23 protein-coding genes and 1 other annotated feature are annotated in these 18,435 nt (G+C 37.2%); of the genes, 1 reads left to right on the top strand and 22 read right to left on the bottom strand.

What is annotated here, in order from left to right:
* Nucleotides 1–20: 20 nt before the first annotated feature.
* From X953_RS08725 to X953_RS08625, 21 genes are all read right to left on the bottom strand, one after another.
* Entirely contained in the window at nt 21–224 is a 204-nt protein-coding gene (locus tag X953_RS08725; protein ID WP_040955220.1) for a DUF2905 domain-containing protein, read from the bottom strand.
* Nucleotides 214–1,215 carry a Holliday junction branch migration DNA helicase RuvB gene (ruvB, locus tag X953_RS08720; RefSeq protein WP_040955219.1) on the bottom strand — a complete coding sequence of 334 codons (1,002 nt, stop codon included), beginning with the start codon at nt 1,213–1,215 and terminating at the stop codon, nt 214–216. Before ruvB ends, X953_RS08725 begins: the two co-directional genes overlap by 11 nt.
* A gap of 16 nt (nt 1,216–1,231) precedes the next feature.
* The gene (gene ruvA / locus X953_RS08715) at nt 1,232–1,846 is read right to left on the bottom strand and encodes a Holliday junction branch migration protein RuvA (RefSeq protein WP_040955218.1); all 615 of its coding nucleotides are present in this window, start codon (nt 1,844–1,846) and stop codon (nt 1,232–1,234) included.
* A gap of 287 nt (nt 1,847–2,133) precedes the next feature.
* Nucleotides 2,134–2,865: a YebC/PmpR family DNA-binding transcriptional regulator gene (locus X953_RS08710; protein WP_040955217.1), complete on the bottom strand. Its 732-nt coding sequence runs from the start codon at nt 2,863–2,865 to the stop codon at nt 2,134–2,136.
* A gap of 84 nt (nt 2,866–2,949) precedes the next feature.
* Nucleotides 2,950–3,513 carry a YhcN/YlaJ family sporulation lipoprotein gene (locus tag X953_RS08705; protein WP_040955216.1) on the bottom strand — a complete coding sequence of 188 codons (564 nt, stop codon included), beginning with the start codon at nt 3,511–3,513 and terminating at the stop codon, nt 2,950–2,952.
* A gap of 66 nt (nt 3,514–3,579) precedes the next feature.
* A complete protein-coding gene (nadE, locus tag X953_RS08700) occupies nt 3,580–4,323 on the bottom strand; it encodes an NAD(+) synthase (protein WP_040955215.1) in 744 nt (247 codons plus the stop codon).
* 31 nt (nt 4,324–4,354) lie between these two features.
* Nucleotides 4,355–5,308, bottom strand: coding sequence for a hypothetical protein (locus tag X953_RS08695; protein WP_040955214.1), 954 nt, complete (start codon nt 5,306–5,308; stop codon nt 4,355–4,357).
* A complete protein-coding gene (gene safA / locus X953_RS20545; protein WP_052350096.1) occupies nt 5,301–6,218 on the bottom strand; it encodes a SafA/ExsA family spore coat assembly protein in 918 nt (305 codons plus the stop codon). Before safA ends, X953_RS08695 begins: the two co-directional genes overlap by 8 nt.
* A 145-nt stretch (nt 6,219–6,363) precedes the next feature.
* Complete coding sequence (gene pheA, locus X953_RS08685; protein WP_040957051.1) at nt 6,364–7,212, bottom strand: prephenate dehydratase; 849 nt, start codon at nt 7,210–7,212, stop codon at nt 6,364–6,366.
* A gap of 48 nt (nt 7,213–7,260) precedes the next feature.
* A complete protein-coding gene (gene obgE, locus X953_RS08680; protein WP_040955213.1) occupies nt 7,261–8,541 on the bottom strand; it encodes a GTPase ObgE in 1,281 nt (426 codons plus the stop codon).
* 17 nt (nt 8,542–8,558) lie between these two features.
* Nucleotides 8,559–9,086 (bottom strand): Spo0B domain-containing protein, encoded by a 528-nt coding sequence (locus X953_RS19095; RefSeq protein ID WP_052350095.1) that lies wholly within the window; start codon nt 9,084–9,086, stop codon nt 8,559–8,561.
* 825 nt (nt 9,087–9,911) lie between these two features.
* Nucleotides 9,912–10,202, bottom strand: a complete 291-nt coding sequence (gene rpmA, locus X953_RS08670; RefSeq protein ID WP_019376814.1) for a 50S ribosomal protein L27 — start codon at nt 10,200–10,202, stop codon at nt 9,912–9,914.
* Between the two features lie 14 nt (nt 10,203–10,216).
* Nucleotides 10,217–10,546 (bottom strand): ribosomal-processing cysteine protease Prp, encoded by a 330-nt coding sequence (locus X953_RS08665; RefSeq protein ID WP_040955212.1) that lies wholly within the window; start codon nt 10,544–10,546, stop codon nt 10,217–10,219.
* Between the two features lie 14 nt (nt 10,547–10,560).
* Nucleotides 10,561–10,869 (bottom strand): 50S ribosomal protein L21, encoded by a 309-nt coding sequence (gene rplU, locus X953_RS08660; RefSeq protein WP_019376812.1) that lies wholly within the window; start codon nt 10,867–10,869, stop codon nt 10,561–10,563.
* A 14-nt stretch (nt 10,870–10,883) separates the two neighbouring features.
* Nucleotides 10,884–10,955, bottom strand: a sequence feature (ribosomal protein L21 leader region).
* A 72-nt stretch (nt 10,956–11,027) separates the two neighbouring features.
* Nucleotides 11,028–11,885 (bottom strand): site-2 protease family protein, encoded by an 858-nt coding sequence (locus tag X953_RS08655; RefSeq protein WP_040955211.1) that lies wholly within the window; start codon nt 11,883–11,885, stop codon nt 11,028–11,030.
* A complete protein-coding gene (locus X953_RS08650) occupies nt 11,878–12,648 on the bottom strand; it encodes a M23 family metallopeptidase (protein ID WP_040955210.1) in 771 nt (256 codons plus the stop codon). The genes X953_RS08655 and X953_RS08650 overlap by 8 nt, the downstream gene beginning before the upstream one ends.
* A gap of 193 nt (nt 12,649–12,841) precedes the next feature.
* A complete protein-coding gene (gene minD / locus X953_RS08645; protein WP_019376809.1) occupies nt 12,842–13,639 on the bottom strand; it encodes a septum site-determining protein MinD in 798 nt (265 codons plus the stop codon).
* Nucleotides 13,632–14,318 carry a septum site-determining protein MinC gene (gene minC, locus X953_RS08640; protein WP_040955209.1) on the bottom strand — a complete coding sequence of 229 codons (687 nt, stop codon included), beginning with the start codon at nt 14,316–14,318 and terminating at the stop codon, nt 13,632–13,634. Before minC ends, minD begins: the two co-directional genes overlap by 8 nt.
* A gap of 21 nt (nt 14,319–14,339) precedes the next feature.
* A complete protein-coding gene (mreD, locus tag X953_RS08635; RefSeq protein WP_198023330.1) occupies nt 14,340–14,879 on the bottom strand; it encodes a rod shape-determining protein MreD in 540 nt (179 codons plus the stop codon).
* Nucleotides 14,879–15,766: a rod shape-determining protein MreC gene (mreC, locus tag X953_RS08630; protein WP_040955208.1), complete on the bottom strand. Its 888-nt coding sequence runs from the start codon at nt 15,764–15,766 to the stop codon at nt 14,879–14,881. Before mreC ends, mreD begins: the two co-directional genes overlap by 1 nt.
* A 12-nt stretch (nt 15,767–15,778) precedes the next feature.
* Nucleotides 15,779–16,819 (bottom strand): rod shape-determining protein, encoded by a 1,041-nt coding sequence (locus X953_RS08625; RefSeq protein WP_040955207.1) that lies wholly within the window; start codon nt 16,817–16,819, stop codon nt 15,779–15,781.
* Nucleotides 16,820–17,200: 381 nt separating this feature from the next.
* Here X953_RS08625 and X953_RS08620 point away from each other — a divergent pair, with 381 nt between their 5' ends.
* Nucleotides 17,201–17,425 carry a hypothetical protein gene (locus tag X953_RS08620; RefSeq protein ID WP_040955206.1) on the top strand — a complete coding sequence of 75 codons (225 nt, stop codon included), beginning with the start codon at nt 17,201–17,203 and terminating at the stop codon, nt 17,423–17,425.
* Between the two features lie 241 nt (nt 17,426–17,666).
* On the opposite strand, the gene radC is transcribed toward X953_RS08620, so the two are convergent.
* Nucleotides 17,667–18,350: a DNA repair protein RadC gene (gene radC / locus X953_RS08615; protein ID WP_040957048.1), complete on the bottom strand. Its 684-nt coding sequence runs from the start codon at nt 18,348–18,350 to the stop codon at nt 17,667–17,669.
* Nucleotides 18,351–18,435 lie beyond the last annotated feature (85 nt).

Genomic DNA, 18,435 nt, shown 5'->3' with positions numbered 1-18,435 from the left:
GCTGAATCTCCTAACATATGCTATCTAAACTTACCAATAATGAATAAAATTATGGTTAAAATAATGCTTATAATTATAGAAGTCATTATGGGAAAATGAAATGACATATTACCTTTTTTAAAGCTGATGTCACCTGGTAATTTACCTAAAAATGTCCAAATCAGACCAATAATTAGAAATACCATACCTAGAAAAAGAAATATTTTCCCTAATTCATTGTTCATTCTCTTTCACCCCAAAATGCTGGTAAGCTTTTGGTGTAACAACTCTTCCTCTAGGCGTACGTTGAATGAAGCCAATCTGCAGTAAGTATGGTTCATAAACATCTTCTATCGTCTGCGATTCTTCCCCAATGGTAGCTGCGATGGTATCCAGACCAACTGGGCCTCCTTGGAAACTTTCCATGATCCCCTTAAGTAACTTATGATCAATATGATCCAAGCCTTCATCGTCCACTTGTAGCATTTCCAAAGCAAGCTTCGTTGTTGGGAAACTGATCTCTTCTTCGCCTTTTACTTGGGAAATATCACGTATCCGTTTTAATAAGCGATTTGCTATTCTGGGAGTACCCCTGGATCTTCTGGCTACCTCTATAGCCGCCTCTTTGCTAAGGCTGGTTTGGAAAATTTCAGCAGTTCTCTCAACAATTGCACACAAATCTTTTGTTTCATAAAATTCTAATCTGCTTAGCACTCCAAATCGATCCCTTAGCGGAGCAGAGAGCAAACCTGCTCTAGTTGTGGCACCAACTAGGGTAAACGGAGGTAAGTCAATTCGCACAGAACGAGCACTTGGCCCAGTTCCTATAACAATATCAAGAAAAAAATCCTCCATTGCCGGGTACAAAACCTCCTCCACAGATCGTGGTAATCGATGTATTTCATCGATAAAAAGAACATCCCCAGGTTCCAACGAAGAGAGTATGGCAGCAAGATCTCCTGCACGTTCTATAGCCGGTCCTGAAGTCGAACGAAATTGCACGCCCATTTCATTTGCAATAATGCCAGCAAGCGTTGTCTTCCCTAAACCCGGGGGGCCATACAGTAGCACATGGTCAAGCGGCTCTTCGCGCATCTTGGCAGCCTGGATGAAAATACTCAAATTTTCTTTTACCTTCTGTTGTCCAATATATTGCTTTAATATGGTTGGACGCAGACTTAATTCCACAGAGGCATCTTCATTCTGTAATTCACCCGTTACCATTCTGTCTTCCATTTAGTATCCCCCCTTCTTAATTTTTCATTAGTAATGCTAATGCTTTACGGATTATTGTGTCAGTAGAGTTATTTTGGTCGTCAGGCAGTTTAGGTAGGACTGATTTAATTTCACGATCTGTATATCCTAATGCTTTTAAGGCCTCCTTGGCTTCATCCAATTTTGCAAAATGCTGATTTTCTTCTAGTTGTTGTGTTTCATGATCAGACTCTGGGTGAGAAATGGAAATCATCGTGGTTAACTTTCCTTTTAGATCTAATATTATCTGTCTGGCCGTCTTCTTTCCTACTCCTGGAAAGCTTGTTAGATATTTGTCATCTTCCCGTTCTACTGCACCGACAAAATCAGCAACATTAACTGTTCCAAGTACTGCCAATGCACCTTTTGGGCCAATACCCGAGACGGAGATTAACTTGGTAAACAAATACTTTTGCTCTTCATCTTTAAAGCCGTATAGAACCTGGATATCTTCTCTCACATAATGATAGGTGCTAATCTGAACTTCTTTGTTAAGCAAGTGTTGAAAAACGAATGGGTTGGCACAAATAATCTCGTAACCAATTCCTTGTACCTCTACTATAACTGATTCATCTTGTATGTATGTAAGATTACCTTTTATGTATGCAATCATTTAAATTTCTCCTCCATGTTACCTTACATCATTTTACCATATGCACCCATATAGTAAAACTATTGAGCTATTGGTATCTTTTTAACTAGAACTAGTTTGACTTACACTCGTTTTATCTATATGATTAGGCACCAACGTCTATAGAATGCGAGATAACTTAGAGCTATAAGAGATGGATACTGGTGCTTGAATCAACTATTCATAAAATAACATAATAAGAGCTTTCTCATCCTCTAAAAACAAACTTCTATCCCTGATATAAAGGATAGAAGTTCATTCAGCAAAACTTATTCTGTTTCATCTAAATTATGGTGAATATCTTGCACATCCTCGTTTTCTTCGAGGGTCTCAATTAAAGTAAACATTTTACCTGTATCTTCTTCGGATAGTTTATTATAATTTTGCGGAATTAAAGTCACTTCTGAGTCTTCAATCGAGTATCCTTTCTCATTTAGATAATCTACAACTTCCTGATAAGCCTCAGGAGCAGTATAAATCTCGTATCCATCCTCCTGTGTAACAATATCATCGGCTCCAGCTTCTAAGGCTTCCAACGTTAATTCGTCCTCATCAATTTTGCCTTCCTCATTTGAAATCACGATATAACCCTTTCGATCAAACATAAAGGAGACACTTCCATTCTCTCCAAGATTTCCATCATTCTTTTTAAAAGCGTGTCTAACTTCTGCAGCTGTCCTGTTTTTGTTGTCAGTTAAAACATGTACGATGACAGCAACCCCACCTGGGCCATATCCTTCATAAGTAAGTTCCTCGAAGCTCGCACCATCTAGGGTACCTGTTGCCTTTTTAATTGCTCTGTCGATATTATCATTAGGCATATTATCAGCTTTAGCCTTTTCCACCGCTAATCTTAATGAAGCATTTGTGGAAAGGTCTCCGCCCCCTTGCTTTGCTGCAGTATATATATCTTTTGCATGTCGCATAAAGATTTTTCCTTTTTTAGCATCCTGTGCATTCTTTCTTCTCTGTATATTCTTCCATTTAGAATGACCAGCCATAGGACATTCTCCTCTCTAGAAATTTCCTTTATTACTATACCAAAAAAAGGGATAAAAGTAAAAAAACCTTTGTTATACAAAGGTTTAATCTTTACTATTTAAAAAATCCTCCACTGTTTTCTCCAAATCATCTCCTCGATTTTTTGCTTTTAATCGAGCATCTAAATTTTTCATACGATCCCAATGGATATCATCCGTATATACAATAATTTCTTTTTTTGTATTAGGAAGGATTTCTCTTATGGTGGATTCAATCTTATTTACAGCAAGGTGATCTGTATGTTCCCTTTGCATCACTCCAACGATAATTCGCTTATCCGTCACTGCCACTTGAGCCTGGATAATATCTTTTTTATTCTGAAGTTCTTGAGATAGCAACATTGCCTCCTCATTGGTAAATGCATCGGAATATCCGCTTTTATAATCTGCATCATTTACTTGTTGTTGCTCACTTTGTGGATAGCCCCCCTGTTCTCCAATACTTGGTTCATCGTAATTTAATCGTTCTTTTTGTTCTTGATCAGTTTCATAGTGCATTGGCTGTGTGTTAGGATTTGCTTTATTCTCAACCGATTCCTCATTATCATTTGTACAGCCAATGGTCAATGCCAGTAGGGCTACACCTGGTATTAAGCTATATTTAAACATAATAAAACCTCCCTTCTCCAATAGTTTGGATCCGAGAGATTTTTTTACACTGTAAAGTAAAGGAAATTACTTATTTCGTTTGTATTGAGGTAATGGGTTCCGTTTATGCTCGGTTCTTCTATGAAGGGCATCAATAACTTCTTTATCTTTTTCTGGGATCTCTTCTCCAATTATATAAGCATCAATTTTATCGTAAGTAGTACCCATTTCATTTTCGTCTGTCTGCCCCTCCCAAAGGTCAGCACTAGGCTTCTTCTGAACTATTTCTTCTGGAACACCAAGATATGCAGCCATATCTCGTACTTCCTGTTTGGTGAAATCAACCAAAGGAAGGATATCTGCTCCTCCATCTCCGTACTTGGTAAAATATCCTGTATACCACTCAGCGGCATTGTCTGTGCCCACAACTAAGTAATTATAATTGGTTGCTAATGCATAGAGTGTACTCATCCTTAATCTTGCTCTTAAATTCGCATCAGCCAGTTGGTCATTTTCTTCAATAAAAGTATTGCTTTGCCTCAATTGACTTTTGATCTGGTCATACATTGTTTGATGTGTATTTGATAAATCAATGGTGAGTGAATTAATATCACAGCCTTCGACTACTTTTTTTGCATGGTTTAAATCTGCTTCTTTCGTATGAATTGGCATTAAGACACCTAAGGACTCATCCGGAAAAGCTCTTTTAATTAAGTGAGCTACCACAGCGGAATCTAATCCACCACTTACCCCAACTACTAAGCCATTTACTCCTGCTTGATCGACTTGGTCTCTTAACCATTGCACAATATTTTCAACATGCTTTTCCATTATATCCGCTCCTTTATATAAGATCCGATGTTTATTGTATCACTTTGTTTGTGTAATTTGAAAACTCTTTGCGTCTGATCCACTGTTTTTCCATTTGTTTTAAATGATTTCCAACTGCTGCTGGTTTCGCAGAAATAATGTGTAGCGTTTCCCTCATTAAATCACTTGGTACATTAATAGCGGCCAACCATAACTTATACTCCTCATCATGAACCATCCGGTATGAAAATAATTCGTCAAGATTCCAATTTATATATGGCAAAAATCGTTGGCCTAGTTGAATATAATCATATATAGGTGAAGTGCATTCTAATAGGTCAAAATCAATCATAAAGACTTCATCAGCATTATTTTTTATGAAATTGTGAGAAGCTACATCCCCATGAATCCATGTTCCTTCTTTTCTTCCCGAATAATCGTAGTCATCCCAAGAATAATGTGATAAAAGATAAAATTGATTTACCGTTGTTTGTACTATATCCTTATGCAAATTTTTCAAACCATATTTAGCAAATACATTATTTATTTTTTTAAAAGCTTCCAATCTTTTATACCATCTTATTATGATATTATTTTTAATCAAAGGTTGTTCAATATATATGTTCTCCGCTCGATCATGAAAATTTTTAAGTGTAGCTACCGCACTTTCTCGATCCCGCCTATATCTGTAATTTAAATGGCCTCCTTCGATGAAAGGTGCTATAGTCCAAAACTGGTTATTTTCTTTAATAATTTTTCGGCCATTAGGGAAAGCGACAAACGGGACCACTGGTTTGTTCGAAAAGTTATTAAAAAACTGCCACTGTTGATCGACTATGTTTTTTTGTGCATGACGCTTTATAATAAATTGCTTACCCGACTTGCCTATTACTTTAAAAACATTTTTTTTAATAATAACAGCAACGTCTACTTCTAATCCTCCCTCAATATATAAAAAAGAAGAGAGACGATGAACAATCTCGTCTCTTCCCTTTTTCTTATTCATTTTCTGATCCTTCCTCATTCTCTCGATTATAACCCTGGTACGGATACCCAGGTGGCATAGGATAATTATTATTCATATTGTTGGCTTCGTATTGTGGTGGAAAAAGATCTGTCTGAGACATTGTATTCCCATGATAAGGTGACTGGAAATTAGGTGTTGGCGGTGCCATATTGTGGTGTGTATTCTGGAATTGATGATTCTGGGCTTGATAACCAACATTGGAATAGTTGTTTTGATCATTACAACCGCAACCACCTAAATTACTATGTTGCGGTTGCTGCTGTGGCTGCATATGCATTGGCATTCCACCAGCCATTGGCATCATTGGTGTACTTGCAACATTAGCCATCATTGGGAATGGTGTTGATGGATAACACGGATGAACAAAATGACAACACATTGGTATAAAATGAGCTGGTGCAGGTTGGGCTACTGGCATATCTACAGGTGATTCATCAGATACGGATTCGTGGTGCTCATGACTATAGTAAGGCATTTCCGGAAAATTGATTGTAGTATAATTTTGAAATTCTTGTTCAAATGTTGGCTGCTGTACAATAGGCTGTGTAGGTATTTCTGGCATTTTCGGCATCTGAGGTAATGGCTTCATAGGCATTTCTGGCTTAACCATTTTCTTTTTCTCCTTATCATCCTCTTTTATCACTGGTAAAGGTTTAGGCGAAACATCCTTATAGGGCTGTTTTACTTTTTCCTTATGCATTTCCTTTTTTGGCATCTGCGTCTTCTTTACTGTCTTTGAAGAACTAGGTATCTTTATCTTCATGCCAGGCATAATCATATCTGGGCTTGATAGGTGGCTATTAAGCTTTTTAACCTCTTCAAAATCCACTCCATATTTTTTTGAGATTTCCCACAAAGTATCTCCTTTTTGAACAATGTGTATTTTCAAGACGAACCAAACTCCTTTCATAAATAACTCTGGGCTAATTACTCTCTATCAACATATGCATGTAACGGATAAATGTTGAAACATATTTAATAAAATATAAATAACCGCCCTCTATTCACATAGTGAGCGGTTATTAATTCCAATATTAAACATTTAACTGATAGACAGGGTATGTACCCAGAATAGTTACATTGCAGCCAAGTGCTTCTAGTTCAGCCTTTACTCCAGGGAATAATACATCATCATACTGCTGATTTACATCCACAATAAAAAAGTAATTCCCTAATCCAGTTTTCATTGGCCGGGATTCAATCTTAGAAAGGTTCATCTTTCTCCATGCAAAAGCCGCCAATACCTGATGAAGGGCCCCAGCAAAGTCACTGGGCAATGTTATTAACAGGCTTGTTTTCTCTGCAGTAGCTTCATGTTTAATATGTACTAATTCTTTTTGCTTTGAAAGTACAATAAAACGAGTGTGGTTGTTTGGATAATCATGTATATTTTCTTGGAAAATTCGTAAGCCATATTCTTTTGCTGCAAGCTTATTACCAATCGCTGCAATAGGTTTAAATTGTTCACTTACTATCTCGGCAGCTTTCCCAGTCGAAGAGGTGTATTCTATCTTTCCATTTGGGATTTGCTTGTGTATATATTGGTGACATTGGGCAATAGCATGACTGTGTGAATGTATCTCCTTTATATCATCAACAGAACCGGAAAAGTCAGGATGGACTAATAAATGTTGCTCAATTGGAACAACAATTTCCGCCATAATTGGCAGCCTCACTTGGTGTACAAGATAGTCTACTGTCAATTGCACTGTACCTTCAATAGCATTTTCCAGTGGCACAACACCGATATCTATTTTATCTTCCTCTATAGCATCAATACATTCTGGAATAGTCCCAAAACCTTCTTTAATTTCCCCATTAAAAGCAATGTCCACTGCCAATTTTGTAAATGTTCCCTTAGGCCCTAAATATCCTATTGAGATAGACAAAACCTCTCCCCCTATTCCTATAAAAGCTATATTTTGAAATAATTATTCGATAAACTCAAATTCGTAATCCAATAATCGGATCGTGTCTCCATCCTCTGCTCCTCGTTTTCTCAAAGCTTCATCAACTCCCATACCTCTAAGTTGACGCGCGAATCGTTGAACTGCTTCATCTCTGGCAAAATCAGTCATCTTGAAAAGCTTTTCGATTTTATCTCCACTCAAAACATAAGCCCCGTCATCATCTCTGCTAATTTGAAATGGTGCGTCTTCTTTTTGATATCGATAGATTACTTTTTCTTCGTTTTCTTCTAATTCCGGAGCGATCTTTGGAATACGTTCAAGCATATCTGCAATTGCAAACAAGATATCTCTTACTCCATCTTTAGTAAGAGCTGAAATCTCATAAACAGGAATTTCACTGTCTATTTTCTTCTTAAATAGCTCTAAATTCTCGGAAGCGCCTGGCATGTCCATTTTATTAGCAGCTATTATCTGTGGTCTTTTCATTAAGTTCATATCATACTGGGTTAATTCCTTATTAATTTTAAGATAATCCTCATAAGGATCTCTACCTTCTGTACTTGCCATATCAATTACATGCACGATTACCCTGGTTCTCTCTACATGTCTTAAAAATTGATGACCTAAACCTATCCCTTCATGGGCACCTTCTATCAAGCCCGGTAAATCGGCCATTACAAAGCTTCTTTGATCACTTGTATCCACGACCCCGAGATTAGGTGCAAGTGTCGTGAAATGATAATCCGCAATTTTGGGTTTGGCAGCACTGACTACAGACAGAAATGTAGACTTTCCCACACTCGGGAAGCCGACAAGTCCAACATCTGCAATCAATTTTAGTTCGACTTTTATATTTCTTTCTTGTCCTGGCTCCCCGTTTTCTGCCATATCTGGAGCCGGATTGCGAGGAGTTGCGAAGCGGGTATTTCCACGACCTCCTCTGCCTCCTTTTACAATTACCGCCTGTTGACCATGGGTAGTTAAATCTGCGATAACTTCTTCTGTCTCTTCATCAACCACTGTGGTACCCGGAGGAACAGGCACAATGAGCGGAGCAGCATTTTTCCCATGTTGGGTCTTACTCATTCCGTTTTCCCCGCGCTTACCTTTAAAATGACGGTTATAACGAAAGTCCATTAGTGTGTTTAACCCTTCATCAACTTTAAAAACGATATCAGCACCGTTACCGCCATCACCACCAGCTGGTCCGCCCTTTGGAACATACTTTTCTCGCCTATATGCCACTAGACCGTTTCCACCGTCTCCAGCCTTCACATAAACACTTACCTGATCTACAAACATACTTTCACCTCATACACTTATGGAATAAGAAACTGACAAGCTATCCCTTCATTATTTACGGAGATATTTTGTTCATACTCCCAATCCATGGATTTCAATTTTTGTTTAATTTCTTCTTTATTTACTTTGATCTTAATACATAAAAATACTTTGGTCATCGTGTTTTCTTCCGCTTCATCAAGCTGAAGTGAAATTTCTATTAGCTCAGTTCCATCGGATTCCTCAATAATACAAGAAATGATTTTTTCAAGCTGGTCCTTTAACCCTTTATCTATTTGATTTAAGTTTTTATTTTGGACATGAATGTTGTATTCCAAACGCAAATACTCATATCTACTGTTAAACTCAATTACCCATAAAGACAACGAAGGTGCGTTTAGACTCATTAATTTTCTTTCCTCATCATAATGATTAAAGCAACTTTGAACTTTAGATTCTACCTTTTCTATTTTCCCCATACTTAAATAGCCTTGAATGAGCTGGAGATGATTCATTAAGTCATGTCTATAATGTTGCAGTAATTTTACGACCTGTTCCTCGTTCATCTTTCTCCCTCCATATTAGTAAAAGTATAGCAGAAAAAAAAGGAAAGTTCATGTTTTGTTCAAAATCTTGCTAGATAGCAAACACAGAAGTAAAGTAAAAAATTAATCTCAATTTTCCTTAGGCTTACATCTCCAGCTAACATCTGTTATTTGAAATGAAGAATTACGTTTACTCTCCATAGATTTCGACGGTTCTCATTCTAATTAACTTGTTAAATTATAAACATTCGCTCACACACTTTCATTTACTTCGCAGTTGGAGTAAACTGCGACGTAACTTTGTGATGAAAAGCTCAGTGAAATATTTGAGTAGAAGTGCCCCATTGATTTTCGTTGCATGCGGACGCTTTCACACCTCCGGGTACAAGTGCGACATCTGTTCGTTACCTCACAGTGGCTTCTTTGCCGCCCGGCATGGCTTCAGCCGCTTCCTCCGCTACGCTCCGTTTAGTGTCTTCAGCTCATGCTATTCCGGCAGGAGTCGCCGCGTTCCACTCCAATCAACTCGTACACAGCATATTCTGGATCTATGTGAACGCAATTTTTCTGCGTAGATATAATAGGAAATAGTAGCGAAGGGGAAATATGGAGACTCCTGCGGGAGGAGAGGCCTAGATGAGACCCCGGAACGCGTAGCGTGAGGAGGCTCATCAGCCGCCCGCGGAAAGCGGAATATTTCCCCGTAGCGGTGATTTACGCAGCCTCTATATTCTTAGTTACGTCGCAGTATATCTAAATTATGAATTACTTTAATATCCCTAATCCTATATTATGCTGCCCAATATAAAAACCCTAGCCGAGAAATCAGCTAGGGTTTTTTATAAATTATGCCTCTTGTGCAACTGGATATACACTTACTTTTTTGCGGTCTCTACCATAGCGTTCAAATTTTACAACACCATCTGTTTTAGCAAAAAGTGTGTCATCACCACCACGGCCTACATTTTCACCTGGATAAATCTTTGTACCGCGTTGACGGTAAAGAATAGAACCACCAGTAACAAATTGGCCATCAGCACGTTTTGCGCCAAGACGTTTGGATTCAGAATCACGACCGTTCTTCGTACTACCGGCACCTTTTTTCTGTGCGAAAAATTGCAGATCTAATCGTAGCATTGTTTTGCACCTCCTTACGTATTATGAATTTTTATAAAGTTGCTATATTCTGTCTCAATTGATGATAAGGATATCAACATACCTTCAAATAATAGCTGAACCTGCTTCATTTTTTCACAGGGGATGGAATCCGGAATGGTAACATAAAGATACCCACCTTCATCTCCCTGCTTTATATCAAGCTCAACATCGCATAAAGCCAACACAGCATTAATAGAACCAATAGTAACTGCTGAAACTCCGGCACATACTAAGTCATATCCATACGGACCACTCTGGGCATGTCCAGTTAGCTTAAAGGCTGTAATATCACCATTCGAACGATAAACCGTCGTATGAATCATATTCAGATCCCTTATTATGCATTGATTTTGTCAATCACTAGTTTAGTGTAAGGCTGACGATGACCTTGTTTACGATGGTAGTTTTTCTTTGGCTTAAATTTCGTAACAGTGATTTTCTTTTGACGGCCATGTTTTTCAACTTTAGCTGTAACAGTAGCACCATCAACAAATGGAGCTCCTACTTTAACATCATCTCCACCAACGAAAAGTACTTTGTCAAATGTAATAGAATCATTTGCATCTGCTGCAACTTTTTCTACATAAATTTCTTGTCCTTCAACAACTTTTACTTGTTTGCCACCTGTTTCAATAATTGCGTACATATCTTGCACCTCCTTAATTAACTCAGACTCGCCATCAAGGTACTCGTAATGAGTTTAAGACCTTTTCTGCGCGGTTGTAGCACTGGTGCTACGATGAATAACGTACTAATATTATCATAAGAAACGAGACTCTGTCAACAAGTGAAAAGGAAATTTCCTTATGTCATATAATCTGTAATCTCTCCTACTGTCTTAGAATAATTTTTGTCATGGAAGAAACTGTGTAGACAGTCATTTTCATCAATCGACTTACGCCTGTTTCCTGGAAAAACAACATAGATAGCATGCTTGCGATCACGCCAAAATTTTGAAAAGATATCAAGAACCTTTGTCTCATGGGAAACTACGATTGATTTCCTACCTATTTTGCTTGGTCCATTATAATACCTGCTCATTAAGAAACGAATAAAAACATAATATCGTTGTTTCCATTCATTTTTGTTTTCCATAAATAAGAATAAAAGAAGTAAAAAGGCACTTAACGTAAATGGAAAGAAGGTTATTTGGATGACTAAAATAATTATACTTATTATCATAGAAATTAATAAAGTTGAATAATAAGCCTTTTGAAATGGAAAAACAAATGATAGACATTGAAGTAGTAACTTACCGCCGTCTAACGGCCAGATTGGCAGCAAATTGAATAACAAAATCGTTGTATTATAATAAAATGCCAAATCCAACACCGAATTTGGCAGCAATTGGAATTCATTGCAAACAATTAACCCAAAATAAATTATCAGATGCTGAAACGGCCCTGCTAGAGTAACAATTACTTCTTCCCTAATAGGTCTTGTTGTATGCTCATCTACCTCCATAACACCACCAAAGACCCAGAGCATAATTTGCTTTATACGCCAGTTGTGTACAACCGCAGCAATATAATGACCTAATTCATGAAATAGAACGATAGCTAAAATGATTGATAATTCCATAAATGTACCTGTAAGCATAGAAAGTATAACAAAGATCATCAATACAGGGTGAATGTGTATTCTCGGAAAGTGTCTAATCAAGTTGGTCCACCTTGATTACTTGAACAGGATCTATATACTCATTGTCCTTCTCGATGGAGAAATACACTGTCTTATTTTCACCAGTGGGAGAAAACTTACCAATTGAATCGTTACTATTAATAAATTGATAAAGGTGTACATCGATTGAGCTTAAATAACCATATTTAGATTTACTCCCATCTGCATGTTGCACGATAACCGTGTTGTCTGTTTCGTTATCTTTTCCCGCAAATATCACTACTCCTTCACGTAGTGTAACGACATTGCCTGCTTTTCCAGGTTGTATTTTTATGCCTTTTCCATTCACCTGAAAATTCTCTGCTACATCGCCATGTACTGGTAGAGAAAGTATCTGGTTACTTTCATCCTGTTTCTCTGTGTCTGGGGTCAGTGCTAACGGAGTTCCAAATGTGTCTTGGTACCATAGCTGAACTTTTGCAAAGGGGAATTCTTCCTTTAACACAGCACTTGTCCATTCCTTTGGTGCTTCAAAGCCAGTTGCATTTGTATTCCATACAAACGCCACCCCGAAAAACAATAAAATGGACAACATTCCTTTGAGAATAAACCCAGTCATTACTTTATTTTGGCTTTTATCCGATATGGTGGTTTCAGCAATTACTGGAAAATAGCCGTGTTTTTCTTCATCTTGGGGAAATGATGGCTTAATTGGTCTCTTAGCTCCTTGCTGCTGATAAGGTAAACCACGAAGTTTTTTTCTTTCCTCAATTGATTGGCGAACTTTCTTGACTCCTCTGCTCATTGTCCTCACATTCCTTCACATCTTTTGTACAAGTCTATGTACGAAATGCTACAGATATGAAAAAAAGGTGAAGGGTTGTCTTATTTCCCTTCACCTTTCTCCTAAACCTAAGCTGCCTATATTTATATATATCAAACGGAGCAAATCGAGGAATGTTGCAATTGCAAACAATTAACTTAATACGTACGAAGGATTAAGCTCTCATTCCGAAAAATTTCTTCACTTTATATAAAACACCTTTTTCATCTTCTAATGATTGAAGAGGCACAGTTTCACCAAGGATCCTTCTTGCAATATTTCTATATGCAATGGAGGCCTTGGAGTTTGGTTGAAGTGCCACGGGCTCTCCCTTATTAGATGCTTTTATAACTTCATCGTCATCAATCACAATTCCAATCAAATCAATGGAGAGTACTTGTATAATTTCGTCAATCTCAAGCATATCTCCATTCTTCATCATGTGATTACGGATGCGATTAATGATTAATCTTGGCGACTCCATATCTTCTTTTTCTAATAGGCCTATAATACGATCTGCGTCTCTTACACTAGATTTCTCAGGGGTAGTTACTACAATTGCCTTATCTGCTCCCGCCACAGCATTCTGGAATCCTTGTTCAATTCCAGCAGGGCAATCTATTATTATATAATCATATTCCTGCTTTAATTCTGAGATAATTTGTTTCATTCCATCGGTTGTTACTGCAGATTTATCACTTGTTTGAGCTGCCGGCAACAAAGATAGATAGTCAAACCGCTTATCCTTAATTAGTGCTTGTTTTAATTTGCAACGTTCTTGGATTACATCAACAATATCGTAAATAATGCGATTTTCCAGTCCCATTATAACATCAAGGTTTCGTAAGCCAATATCGGTATCTATTAAACAAACTTTTTTCTCCATAAGCGCCAAAGCTGTTCCTATATTTGCAGATGTAGTTGTTTTACCGACACCACCTTTACCGGAAGTGATGACTATAGCTTCACCCATTTTGCATTCTCCTCTCAAACCCGCTTAATACTTGTCGTTTATGCGAAAGAACCTGCAGTCGATCAATTACTATTTTATCCTGTTCTTCATCAATAAGACCACATTCCATATAAACACCATCTGCTTCGTAATCCGGTGCACGGCTTATATAATCAGCAATTCTTAGTTGATTCGGTTTCATAAAAGAGGCTGCAATAAAAGCCAGTCTATCTCCATTGGAACCTGCATGAGCAATGCCATGTAAATTACCCATTATGTAAATATTTCCTGTAGCTACTACTTTGCCACCAGGATTAACATCTCCAATTAATAGTAGATCCCCAGTCACTTCAAGAATTTGCCCTGAGCGAATAATTCGGCTGACAGCTTGTACCTCACTATTCTCTTGCCATCTTAATGCTTCTTCTCTGCGGATCACGGATGATTCAATAGATTCAACGATAAAACGATGGTCTTTTGTTATAATATCTGTTATTTCCTGTTTCTGCTGTTCTGTTATAAATCGGTTTCCCAATTGGACCTTTACAGATACAACAGGTTCATTTTCTTTAGGACTACTTTCCGCAATTGTTGCATTTAGTTCATTGACTACAAGATCATATGAACAAGCTTCATCTATGAACAATGTCAACCCATCTCTAGTCCCTTTGATCGTGATTAACTGCTTCTTATCAAGCATGATAAGCTCACCTCATTATATTTATAGCGAATTGTTACTGAATAGCTGATCTCTTCCCCATCTTGTAAGGCGTTTAACAAAGATCGGATATAGAAACAGTAGAAACACCAGATTCGATAGTAACGTAGGTAGTAAACGGTATAATAAGTAATCCTTCCAGACCATGCTCGCTATACCAGCAACTGTATAAATAATATTTATAGCAATATCTGCTAAAGATAACCCAATTATTCCTAAAAGGATGCTCACAAAGATATTCCCATGTAACATTTTTTTGAACCCATGTATTACATATATAACAAGCGCATAAGAAAACATATACACTCCAAGTACTCCTGTATACACAATATCAATCAGTAATCCGAAAATAAACCCATATAATACTGAATAATATGTATCTTCCTTATCGTAAAAAATAGCGATGAGGATCAAGAATATGAACACCCAATGTGGAACAATTAATAGATTTCCAGTAATTAAACTTGAGGGTAGGAGTTCCAACGCGACACCCTCCGAAACAAGAAATAAAAAGAGAAAAAAAGGTAAAAATAAACGTTTCATTATTCCTCCTCCTTATCTTCCGTCTTCTCGTCGGTTGCTATGGAACGGTCCACCACCATTACTTGATTAATTTCATACATATCAGCGGCTGGTTCAATTAAGGCTGTTTTTGTTAATCCATACTTATCTGGGGCTGTTTCCTTTACAGTACCAATTGGTAGTCCAGCCGGAAAAACACCACCCATACCAGAGGAGAACACTAACTCCCCCTCTTTCACATCCTTATCTGACTTTTCAATAATTCGAAATAATAGTGAATTGCTTTCTTCATCAAAGCCTTCAATCATTCCAACAATATCCTTACCTTCATCCTTCTCTCTAGAGATTGTAGCAGATATTCGATTAAATTGATCAAAGCCTGTTAACAATTTAACTGTTGAGGTAAATTGAGACGGTGTCTGGACCTTTCCTACCATTCCATCTGCCGTAATTACAGCCATATTAGCCTTGACCCCATCTTGTTTTCCCTTGTTAATAGTTACCTGCTCAATCCATCTCTCCGGAGACCGTGACATGACGGTTGCCTGAATCGGTTCATAATCACGTAAGGACTCTGATTCTTTTAAGTCAAGTAAATTTCTCAGTTCTTTATTTTCTTCCTTTATTTCCTGCACTTCATAAATAAGGCCCTTATACTGAGATAACTTCTCTTTAAGGATTTGATTTTCTTTATAAGTATCCCTAAAGTCGTCAATATTTGTAAATATATCTGAAACAAATTCAACTGGAGCATAAATGATATGCTGCGCCCATCCCACAGTATCATTCACAAATTGCTCAGCTGTAGTCAGGTTGCTTCTCTCTTTCAGCGAGAAACCAATTAATGCAACCAGGACGATCACCCCTATTAGGATGATGAATAATTTCTTGTTACGAAAAAATGCCATGTGGACACCAGCTTACTTAGTTATAGGATGAGCGGATACATTCGGATGGGAACGGAAATGTTGAATGTATTCCAAAGATTTACCAGTACCGATTGCCACACTCTCAAGTGGATCATCGGTTACAAAAACCGGCATTTTTGTCTCATCACTAATTACTTTATCGATATTTTTCAACAAGGAACCCCCACCGGATAAAACGATACCCCGATCCATAATATCAGCTGCTAATTCAGGCGGAGTTTCCTCCAACGTATTTTTAACCGCTTCAACGATCGCCTCTACCGTATCGTTTAGAGAACCTGCTATTTCACTAGCGGTAATTGTTATAGTTTTAGGTAAGCCGGTTAATAAATCACGACCGCGGATATCCATTTCAATATCTTCTTTTACTTCACCAGCTACACCAATATCAAGCTTCACCGATTCCGCAGATCTTTCTCCAATCATTAAATTATAATTTTTACGAATATAGTTCATTATTGCTTCATCCATGTCATCTCCAGCTGTACGAATCGATTTACTTGTTACAACACCCCCCAGTGAAATAACCGCAACCTCTGTCGTACCTCCGCCGATGTCTACAATCATACTTCCAGTAGGCTCCCATACTGGTAAACCTGCACCAATGGCAGCTGCAAATGGCTCAGAAATAGGAAACGCATCTTTAGCGCCAGCTTGTTTTGTTGCATCAATTACTGCTCGTTCTTCTACCATCGTAATTCCAGATGGCACACATACCATTACATTTGGCTTTTTCGCAAACATAGAACGATTTTTCATTGCTTTCTTAATATAATATTTCATCATTGCAGCAGTTGTATCATAGTCAGCAATAACGCCATCTCTCATAGGCCTTACGACTGTTATGTTACCAGGTGTTCTACCAATCATATTACGTGCAGAACTCCCCACTGCTTCAATATCACCAGTTTGATTATTTTTAGCTACCACGGAAGGCTCGGAAACCACCACACCTTTTCCTTTGACAAAAACCAGCGTGTTAGCAGTACCTAAGTCAATTCCCAAATCCTGTGAAAAATTAAAAAATCCCAAAAATATCTTCCTCTCCAAAACAAACACTGTATATTATTTAGCTTAACTATATCGACTCATTTTATGTGTTACAAACATGCACGTATATTATCACATACGAAAGAAAAAAGTAAAATGTAACTATCCATAGGAATAAGCGCCAATTTCTTATATATAATGAAAATGGCGCTTATGTGCGTGTTTCTATATAATTATACGAAAAAAATTATAAAATAGATAGTATTATAAGTATCATATTTCAGGTTGTTTCTACTTCTCTCACATTAAAAATAATTATTTCATTAAATTTAACTAAATTTCCATCTTTTTACCACACTTTTGTTACATTCCTTTGTTAAACTAAATGCTATTAATAATTATATCATTTGGAGGTTCATGTTAATGGATATTTTTAATGTTGCATTAAAAGATAAATTAAATCTCTTTGAAATTAGCATCCTCGTTCAGCTTGAAAAAAATAAAAATCACTTTATAAGAATTGAAGAAATAAGCGATGATATTTTGACACAAAACTACATTAGAAAGTATATATATGGTTTGGTGAAAAAAGGGTATGTGATGAAGCATTTTAGTAAATATCGTATTAACGATTTTACAATGACATGATCACGTGGTCAAACACTGGTTTTGATGAATAACCAAACTAAAGGCTCTTATGATTTTTTTAAGAGCCTCTATGATATTTATTCTTCTAATAACTTAGATATTATGCTTAGACTAATTACAGTCCCCATTTTACTTGATAAACAAAAAATTAGGGAAATGTCATCCCTTTTTAAGCACTTTATATTACTGACATATCGTCAATAATTGTATCTCAAACTTAATCATATGGAGAATTGTTCTATTATAAATAGCCTTTTTCTTTTAAGGAAACAAATTTCCTATCTCCAATGATAAGGTGATCCAATAATTCAATACCAATCATTTTTCCTGATTCAGTCAATCTTCTGGTTACCTGGATATCTTCCTGTGATGGAGTTGGGTCCCCGGATGGATGGTTATGTGCTACAATAATTGAAGCAGCGGAACGTTTTACAGCTTCACGATATACTTCTCGTGGATGTACAATCGAAGCATTAAGGCTGCCTATGAAGATGGTTTGTCTGTGGATAATTTGATTTTTCGTGTTAAGAAACAAAACTACAAAATGCTCTTGATGAAGGCTTCTCATTTCTTCCATTACGTAATCTGCTCCATCCTCCGGGGAGCGAATGACGTATCTTTCCAGTGGCTTATAGCGGCTCATTCTTTTTCCAAGTTCGATAGCAGATAATATGAGAACTCCTTTTGCCTTACCTATTCCTTTAATTGCTGTTAATTCCTCGATGGTTGCGTCATTTAATAATTTCAAACCTTCAAAGTGCATAAGTACACGGTTAGCGAGCGCCATCACTGACTCTTCTTTCGTCCCGCTTCCGAGTAAAATGGCCAGTAACTCCTGGTTAGATAAATGATTCGCCCCATGGTTCATTAATCTTTCCCTTGGTCTGTCGTTCTTAGGAACATCTTTAATCATTAATGGTTCCATTACCAATATAAATCCCTCCTTTCCGTAGCTATATCATAGACATCAATTCAATATAGAACAAATCAGGAAATAGAAAAATTACTAT

Origin of the sequence: Virgibacillus sp. SK37, from assembly GCF_000725285.1 — a bacterium.
In the GTDB taxonomy this organism is placed as follows: domain Bacteria; phylum Bacillota; class Bacilli; order Bacillales; family Amphibacillaceae; genus Virgibacillus_Q.
The sequence above is the reverse complement of the archived record's forward strand: the minus strand, read 5'-3'. Positions and strand labels throughout refer to the sequence as shown.